We start from the raw sequence: 4,025 nt of genomic DNA, 5'->3' as shown, positions 1-4,025 counted from the left end.
GCCCACATCATCACCACCACCGGCCAAAGCTACCGACTCACCCACCGCACCACCGGAGGAGGTAACACCTAAAACACGAGGACCTTTCTTGGCCACCAGCGAGGACCGCCGATGGCCACCAGCGAGGACATCAAGATGGCCCTTGACAATGCGTCGGCAGCGTCGACCACTGCATAGGCGGAGTAGTCCGAACCTGATGGTTCGCCAATCACGTGTTGGTGCTTGCTCCAATACCCGTGATCTGCCGATGCGACAGAGGTTGTGGCTACCACGAAGAGAACTGCGGCGAGGAGAATCAATACTTTGGAACGAGTAGGCATTGTCCCTCCTTCCGTAGGCAGGCCGGCGTCGAGCGTCTGAACCCTCTAGGGCGCGAACGGTCCGAGGTGAAAGCCATTTGCGAGAGCCATGAGTCCGCCTTCGGTCTCGGGCGCCAACTCGAGCACCCGGCTCCGATACCTCTCATCGAGGTCGCTCATGTCGCAGCCGAGATGACGGGCGCGGTCTCTGACTTCGTCTCGCCGGTTTAGGTACGCCTGCATCGCCGCTTCGGCTTCGGGCTCAACTAGGAGAAAAGCCCGTTCCGTGATTGTGGCGCTGTCAGATCGCAACCGAATGACAGATTCGATGGCTACATCGAAGAGATCGTCACACGATGTAAGGTCTACGACAGGAATGTTCGTCGTGTCGCTACAACCTACAAAGAGAGCCGTGCACGCCAAGATGGCGGCCAACGGTGCTCTAAGGATAATGGCCCTGGCCATGTTGTGGCCCCTTGAAAACTGCCCTGGTGCTTCACCTCTGCTTGGCGTCCGCGGGGGTCCCGCACAACGCCCTTCCGGCAGAGTCGGAAACTGACTATCGCCGGTGCTGGCACGGATGCGCGACCAGCGATGAGAACCATCCTTCTATCCTTCCTCCTTTGCTTTGCGCTGATCCTCTGCAACTAATCTGACCACGGTTGAGCCAGGCCGTCAACAGGTCTCAATCCCCTTTTCGAGAGAATCCGGCCGCCTGCGGAGCCCAAAGAGCAGAGCGAGACTCACTCCATCATGGGTTGACATACTCCGAGCCCGAGTCCGGCTGATCCTCCAGCTTCGCCCAATGGCCGGGTCGTTCGTCGGAGTGGTGCGCCACGCAGTGCTCTGGCACTGTCAAGTGGGGGTATGACGAGGATCCATGCAGGATCCTGAACGGCAGGAGCTACCGGGCTCTTCCGAGCAGCCATGGACGATGGGCCGTGTTCGGCGTATGCCCTGGTCAAGGTCAGCCTCGGGAGATCGTCATCCTCTCCAAGCGACCGGTAGCCGATGTATTCGCGCTGTATGTCGTGGGCGTCGGTATCGAAGCCTCGCTCCCGAAGCCACGTTCGTGTGGCGGCGTACACCATGGTCGTGGTCGCCAACCGCTGTTGGCCATCGAGGATCTGCCACGCATCGCCTTCGCCTGGTGCTACTAAGACGATGAGACCGAGGAAGTACTCGGGGGCAGTGTCCTGAATAGCTCGGACCACGTCACTGAAGAGCTGCTCTACTTCGTCGTTTGTCCAAGCGAAGTCTCGCTGATGATCCGGCACCTGGAAAAGCCTTCGGCTGCGAATCACCTCTCCGATCCCTTGGGTCTGTGCATCCAGGTAGGCCTCAGGCATCGGCTACTCCCACGTCACTCTTCGAACTCGGCTGACGATGTCGATCCGAACATGAACATGCATATCCAGGATTGTGGCTGCTGTTGGTCTCTGAGTGGTTGATCACCGTCGGTGATGACAGTCACTACCGGTGCTGCGACGATAATCGACGCTGCCATCGCGCTCTGATTCCAGCGAGAGTTGCACGCCACTCTCTTGCACAGGTTCCATGTTTCTTCAGAGAAGAGTCGAGCGAGTGTGGATTGCTGCGCAGCACTCTTCGAACGTTGGCCTGGGCGCGCTTGGCCATACGAGCTGATCTATCACCACTTCGTTGAATGCGGCGCGAACTGCCTCGTTCGTATCAACGTTGAATGCCGGCGAGTCTGCATAGCCCGACCGCGGGCGCCTTGTGGTCTCAAGACCCGCTGCCTCGGTGAACGTCGCCACTTCGCGGACGAGCACGTCGGCCGGCGAGATCGATAGTGCGGCCACGGTCTCTTCATCGCTGAGGAGGCACCAGACGTCGTAATAGTGACGAGCGAGCCGGGCCTGTTCTGCCGGGTTGCCGATCGTTGCAGCATGGTGCAAGATCGTGAGCTTTTCGATCAGCGTACGTACGGGCGCGAGCACCTGAAGCTCCACGGGAGTTGCCTCGCCGAAGTCGTTATCGAGGCCAACGATATCGGAGTGTTCCACGATCAAGCTTGTGACCTGGTGGAGCACAGTCGGCATCGTTCCGCCGCGGGCGCCGAGCTCTGGCGTGTCGTCGCCGGCAAGGTAACCGTGGTGTTGGGTACGTTGGCGCTCGTCCTCTGTGAGGAAGTAGTCGCCCACCTCGTTGACGTCGAGTTCGTGGGTGCATCCAAGACAGGGCCCACCGGGGGCTGTGAAGGCGACGCGTCTGCCGGCTTCGACGGTTCGGCCGCCGTCGACGGTGATGCCGGTAGCGACATCGAGATAGGGCATCTGGTGGGCCACGGCGAGACGGTTGAGGAGTAGGCGGGGACCGTCGTTGTCGACGCAGCCGATGATCAGGTCCACATCGGCGAGCCGGCGTGCGACGTGGTCGTCTTCAGCTCTGACCGCTGCCTCGACGCCTTGCACGACCGCGTCTGGTGCGATGGTGTGGATGGTGCGTTCGGCGGTGACAACCTTCGGCGCCGCCACGTCGCCGCGTTCGGCGGTGACCAGGCGGTTGAGGTTGGAGACCTCAACCGCGTCACCGTCCACGAGGACGAACTCTCGGACCCCAAGGTAGGCGAGATTCTGAGCCATGTGGGAGCCGGTGCCACCGAGCCCGACGAGGCCCACGCGTAGCCGCCCGAGGGTTTGCTGGCCGGTTACGCCGAAGACCGCCAGTTGCCGATCGGTAATCTCTTGGTCGAGCCGCATGCCAGCATTGGGTGCGGTCAACGCCTGAAGGGTCGCACCAGCGAGAACGATCCGATCGATGACGCCGGTTTCGGTCTTGTCCCCGGCGCGGCTGAACCACTCCCCGTACACCATGTCGTCCGCCCAGACGGTGGCGCCGTAAGGTCGGTCACGGAACGAGTCGAGGACGTAGTTGGCGAACGGCTCCAATCCAGCACGATCCGTCGCTGAGAAGCCCGGTGGCCCGAGGCTGTGATTGTGGGCTTCGACGAGCACCAGGCCCGTCGTGGCCGCTGTGTTCACCACGTTGTCGAGGGCACGGTCGGACATGCTCCACCCGTCATCATCGACGGCAACGTCGGCCGGGTCGACGAGGGTCGCATCCACCACGACCAGTGACGGACCTTCGGTGGTTGGCTGCCAGCGACAAATCAGGAACGCGAACCGCTCCCCCGGCCCTGAGAACAGGTGCTGAGCCACGCGGCGGTGATCGAGGTCGTCGATGAATCGTAGACCAGCCATCAGTTCACCTCCTCGAGGCGATGTAAAGCTCCGACCAGGTACGTCACCAACGTGTCCGATTGGGAGAGATCCGGCTGCGGCCGCCAGTCGGCGGCTTCGATGTGATAGGAGAATTGCAGCCACGAACGGTCGGCTATCTCACGGATTCCCATCGTGTTCGCTGGTGTCGCTCCGTTGGCGAGGCGGAGGTCGGCGGTCACGCAGATGTTGTCCGGGGTGTGGTCGGGTATCCGGGAGGGATCTCCACTAGGACTGGCGTGACCGTTAGGTTCCAGCCGTCGGGGTCGATCCAGGCTCAGATGCTCACGACCTGGTGATGAGCCTCTACGGGGGAATGAGCAAAGGCGAACGCAACCGCATCAAAACCCGAGTTCGCTCGGCGATGGCCGCCCAGGCTGCCATCGAAGGGCGCTTCCTGGGTGGTCGGTGAACCGCCCTGGGTTTGATGGAGACTCGGTTGTTTGGTTTCCAAGTCATCCGGTAGTGGTCAGTTGAGCGTAGT

The 4,025-nt window shown here is 61.5% G+C and carries 6 protein-coding genes; all 6 read right to left on the bottom strand.

Annotated elements, in window-relative coordinates:
* Positions 1-68: 68 nt before the first annotated feature.
* Positions 69-320, bottom strand: a complete 252-nt coding sequence (locus P1T08_18395) for a hypothetical protein (protein ID MDF1598046.1) — start codon at positions 318-320, stop codon at positions 69-71.
* A 45-nt stretch (positions 321-365) separates the two neighbouring features.
* The gene (locus P1T08_18390) at positions 366-764 is read right to left on the bottom strand and encodes a hypothetical protein (GenBank protein MDF1598045.1); all 399 of its coding nucleotides are present in this window, start codon (positions 762-764) and stop codon (positions 366-368) included.
* A 278-nt stretch (positions 765-1,042) separates the two neighbouring features.
* Positions 1,043-1,648 (bottom strand): DUF262 domain-containing protein, encoded by a 606-nt coding sequence (locus tag P1T08_18385; protein ID MDF1598044.1) that lies wholly within the window; start codon positions 1,646-1,648, stop codon positions 1,043-1,045.
* A gap of 14 nt (positions 1,649-1,662) precedes the next feature.
* On the bottom strand, positions 1,663-1,806 hold the full coding sequence (locus P1T08_18380; protein ID MDF1598043.1) for a hypothetical protein: 144 nt from the start codon (positions 1,804-1,806) through the stop codon (positions 1,663-1,665).
* Positions 1,807-1,864: 58 nt separating this feature from the next.
* The gene (locus P1T08_18375) at positions 1,865-3,523 is read right to left on the bottom strand and encodes a nucleotidyl transferase AbiEii/AbiGii toxin family protein (GenBank protein ID MDF1598042.1); all 1,659 of its coding nucleotides are present in this window, start codon (positions 3,521-3,523) and stop codon (positions 1,865-1,867) included.
* Positions 3,523-3,723: a hypothetical protein gene (locus P1T08_18370; protein MDF1598041.1), complete on the bottom strand. Its 201-nt coding sequence runs from the start codon at positions 3,721-3,723 to the stop codon at positions 3,523-3,525. Before P1T08_18370 ends, P1T08_18375 begins: the two co-directional genes overlap by 1 nt.
* Between the last annotated feature and the right edge of the window lie 302 nt (positions 3,724-4,025).

Source organism: Acidimicrobiia bacterium (assembly GCA_029210695.1).
GTDB lineage: Bacteria > Actinomycetota > Acidimicrobiia > Spongiisociales > JAHEDJ01 > JAHEDJ01.
Note: the sequence above shows the minus strand (reverse complement) of the source record. Positions and strands in the feature narration are given on the sequence as shown.

Excerpts from the sequence above, each read along its gene's own strand:
- P1T08_18395 (MDF1598046.1), bottom strand. The coding sequence starts at position 320 with ATGCCTACTCGTTCCAAAGTATTGATTCTCCTCGCCGCAGTTCTCTTC.
- P1T08_18375 (MDF1598042.1), bottom strand. The coding sequence starts at position 3,523 with ATGGCTGGTCTACGATTCATCGACGACCTCGATCACCGCCGCGTGGCT.
- P1T08_18390 (MDF1598045.1), bottom strand. The coding sequence starts at position 764 with ATGGCCAGGGCCATTATCCTTAGAGCACCGTTGGCCGCCATCTTGGCG.
- P1T08_18385 (MDF1598044.1), bottom strand. The coding sequence starts at position 1,648 with ATGCCTGAGGCCTACCTGGATGCACAGACCCAAGGGATCGGAGAGGTG.
- P1T08_18380 (MDF1598043.1), bottom strand. The coding sequence starts at position 1,806 with ATGGCAGCGTCGATTATCGTCGCAGCACCGGTAGTGACTGTCATCACC.